Annotated in this window: 5 protein-coding genes; 1 reads left to right on the top strand and 4 read right to left on the bottom strand. The window is 61.4% G+C overall.

The genetic code is table 11. The annotated features are described in order from the left end of the window. Positions 1-291: 291 nt before the first annotated feature. On the top strand, positions 292-792 hold the full coding sequence (locus tag AC19YR_RS24610; RefSeq protein WP_185711016.1) for a winged helix-turn-helix transcriptional regulator: 501 nt from the start codon (positions 292-294) through the stop codon (positions 790-792). A 25-nt stretch (positions 793-817) separates the two neighbouring features. Here the strand turns inward: AC19YR_RS24610 and AC19YR_RS24605 are convergent, their stop codons facing one another. The 4 genes from AC19YR_RS24605 to AC19YR_RS24590 are packed head-to-tail and all read right to left on the bottom strand — an operon-like array spanning position 818 to position 2,927. Beyond that, positions 818-1,525 (bottom strand): 16S rRNA (uracil(1498)-N(3))-methyltransferase, encoded by a 708-nt coding sequence (locus AC19YR_RS24605; protein WP_185711015.1) that lies wholly within the window; start codon positions 1,523-1,525, stop codon positions 818-820. Then, complete coding sequence (gene tatC / locus AC19YR_RS24600; RefSeq protein WP_185711014.1) at positions 1,522-2,313, bottom strand: twin-arginine translocase subunit TatC; 792 nt, start codon at positions 2,311-2,313, stop codon at positions 1,522-1,524. Before tatC ends, AC19YR_RS24605 begins: the two co-directional genes overlap by 4 nt. Continuing rightward, a complete protein-coding gene (tatB, locus tag AC19YR_RS24595; protein ID WP_023082855.1) occupies positions 2,310-2,675 on the bottom strand; it encodes a Sec-independent protein translocase protein TatB in 366 nt (121 codons plus the stop codon). Before tatB ends, tatC begins: the two co-directional genes overlap by 4 nt. Positions 2,676-2,681: 6 nt before the next feature. Further along, the gene (locus tag AC19YR_RS24590) at positions 2,682-2,927 is read right to left on the bottom strand and encodes a twin-arginine translocase TatA/TatE family subunit (protein ID WP_023082856.1); all 246 of its coding nucleotides are present in this window, start codon (positions 2,925-2,927) and stop codon (positions 2,682-2,684) included. Positions 2,928-3,094 lie beyond the last annotated feature (167 nt).

Here is a 3,094-nt window from a genome sequence, read left to right as displayed (position 1 = left end):
CATCATTTCCATACTGATCACCCTGTGTTCTCCTGCTCATAAATTGAGCAGGAGCAGTTGAGCACCTGGGTCAGTTTTCGATCGGCAGAACAGCCTCTACTGGGTCAGTTTTCGGTCAGCGGCAACAGGCGATTGCTCCACCGGTGGCATCGCCAGCGCCCATGACCAGTATCGCTTTACGTTCAGTCATCACATTCTCCTTAGTTCCTTTTTGGAACTTGGCTAAATACTCGGTTCCTTTTTGGAACCTGTCAAGCTATCGTAGGCCCATGGCTTTGCAGAGGATTGCTGATGCGTTGGGAAGAACTTGAGCAACAACCCTGCTCACTGGCGCGCACGCTGTCGGTGGTTGGCGACCGCTGGACCTTGCTGGTGCTGCGCGAGTGTTTTCTTGGGGTGCGGCGTTTCGATGAGTTCGAAAAACGCCTGGGCATCACCCGCCATGTGCTGGCCGAGCGCCTGAAAAAGCTCGTAGAGGCCGGTGTATTGAGTAAACAGGCCTATCAGCAGCGGCCACTGCGCGAGGAATACCGGCTGACCGAGAAAGGTCATGACCTGTATCCGGCGGTGTTGGCCCTGGTGAACTGGGGCGATCGGCATATGAGCGGTGCCGAGGGCGCGCCGGTGCGCCATGTACACAAAAGCTGTGGCCATGAAGTGCACGGGGTGTTGGTGTGTTCCGACTGTGGCGAGCCGCTGTTGGCGCGCGACATGACGCTGCGCGAGGCGCCAGCGTTGCAAGGGCAGTTATTGCCGGCGCACTGGCATGCGCAGAAAACGGCGGACAACTAGCCCGGATCGCATCCGGACTATGGACTTAGAACAGGCGGGCGAGTAGGGCAGTAACGGCGGTTTCTACCCGCAGAATGCGTTCGCCCAGTTGCACCGGTTGCAGGCCGGCGGCGGCGAGTTTTTCCACTTCATAAGGAATCCAGCCGCCTTCCGGGCCGATGGCCAGGGTCACCGGCTGGGTGACGGCGCGCGGACAGGCGGGATAGTCACCGGGATGGCCGACCAGGCCGAGGCTGCCGGCGGCCAGTTGTGGCAGCTGGTCTTCGACAAAGGGCTTGAAGCGCTTCTCGATGATGACCTCTGGCAAGACCGTATCACGGGCCTGTTCCAGGCCGAGAATCAGCTGCTCGCGGATCGCCTCTGGTTGCAGAAACGGCGTCTGCCAGAAGCTCTTCTCCACCCGATAGCTGTTGAGCAGAATCAGCCTGGGCACGCCCATGCTGGCCACAGTCTGCAGCACGCGCTTGAGCATTTTTGGTCGTGGCAGGGCCAGTAGCAGGGTCAGCGGTAGTTTGGCCGGTGCGCTTTGTTCGAGGCTGATCTGCAGTTCGGCGGCGTCGCTGTCCAGGCGCAGCAACTGGCCCTGGCCCATCAGGCCGCCGAGGCGCCCGACCCGTAGGCTGTCGCCCACTTCGGCGCGGTGCACCTCCTGCAAGTGCTTGAGGCGCCGGCCTTGCAGCAATACGCGATCCGCAGCAATAAAGTCGCCGTCTTCCAGGAGCAGCAGGTTCATGGCTGGACGGCAGGCGGCTGATCGTTGTTCGCGTCGTCCGCAGCCTCATCGGCCGGACGCTTGCGGATCAGCCGGCCGAAGAATAAGCCGACCTCAAACAGCAGCCACATAGGCACCGCCAGTAGGGTCTGCGACAGCGGATCGGGCGGCGTCAGGACCATGCCGACCACGAAGCAGCCGATGATCACGTAGGGGCGGATCTTCTGTAGATAGGCGACGTCGACGATGCCGATCCAGATCAGCAGCACCACTGCGACTGGAATCTCGAAGGCCACGCCGAAGGCGAAGAACAGGGTCAGCACCGAGTCCAGGTAGCTGTTGATGTCGGTCATCGGCGTGACGCCTTCCGGCGCCGCGCCAATCAGGAAGTGGTACATCAGCGGCAGCACGAGGAAGTAGGCGAAGGCCATGCCGGCATAGAACAGCAGCACGCTGGAAGTCAGCAGCGGCACGGCGATGCGTTTTTCGTGCTTGTACAGGCCGGGCGCGATAAATCCCCAGACCTGATGCAGGATCACCGGCATGCTGACGAACAGGGCGATGACCATGGTCAGCTTGAGCGGGGCGAGAAACGCCGAGGCCGGGTCGATGGCGATCATCGTTGCGCCTTCCGGCAGGAAGCGGCGCAGCGGCTCGGACACCAGGGTGTAGATCTCGCGGGCAAAGTAGAACAGCGTGGCGAAGATCAGAAACACCGCGCCGACGCAGCGCAGCAGGCGCGTGCGCAGTTCGGTGAGGTGGGCTACCAGGGGCATTTCCTGGTCGTTGTGCGGAGTCTGGCTGCTCATGGGGCTCGCGGCGGCGGTGGCGAATCGTGGCTGATAGGCGTGCTGGCGACTGGGCTACCGACGGCAATCGGTGTACCGGTCGGGACTGGATTCGGCAGGCTGTCGCTGGCGGGCGCGGCGCTTGGCAGCAGGCTTTTGTGCTGCTGTTCCAGGGCCATGATTTCTTCGTTGTGCAGCTGCCGGCGAATTTCGTCGGCGCCGATTTCGCGCTCGACCTCCTGCTTGATCGCATTGAAGCTGCGCTTCAGGCGCCCGACCCACAGGCCGGCGGTGCGCGCGGCGCCGGGCAGGCGCTCGGGGCCGAGCACCAGCAGGGCGATCAGGGCGACCAGGAGTAACTCACCAAAGCTGATACCGAACATGGCGCGTTAGTCCTTGCGAGCTGGCTCTTCGACTTTCTGCGCCTGGGCGTCGATGGTGGTCGGCTGATTGAGGGGGGTAGCGGCGGGCGGGGTGGTGGCCTCGGCCGGCTTTTCTTCGTCGTTCATGGCTTTGCGAAAGCCCTTGATCGATTCGCCGATGTCGCTGCCCAAACCCTTGAGCTTTTTGGTGCCGAATACCAGCACCACGACGATCAGAATGACTACCCAGTGTTTCCAGTCGAAAATACCCATGACAGCAATACCTCGTAGTTGTTAGTTGGCGTCTGTTGGTGCTGATGGAAAATTGACCCACCGGGGATGCGGCGGAAATCTTGGACTACCTGGAGGTAGTTCATGTATTCATACGAAGACCGTATCCGAGCGGTCAAGCTCTACATCAAACTGGGCAAGCGAACCGG

The organism is Pseudomonas sp. MF08817, assembly GCF_059862705.1.
The sequence above is the reverse complement of the archived record's forward strand: the minus strand, read 5'-3'. Positions and strand labels throughout refer to the sequence as shown.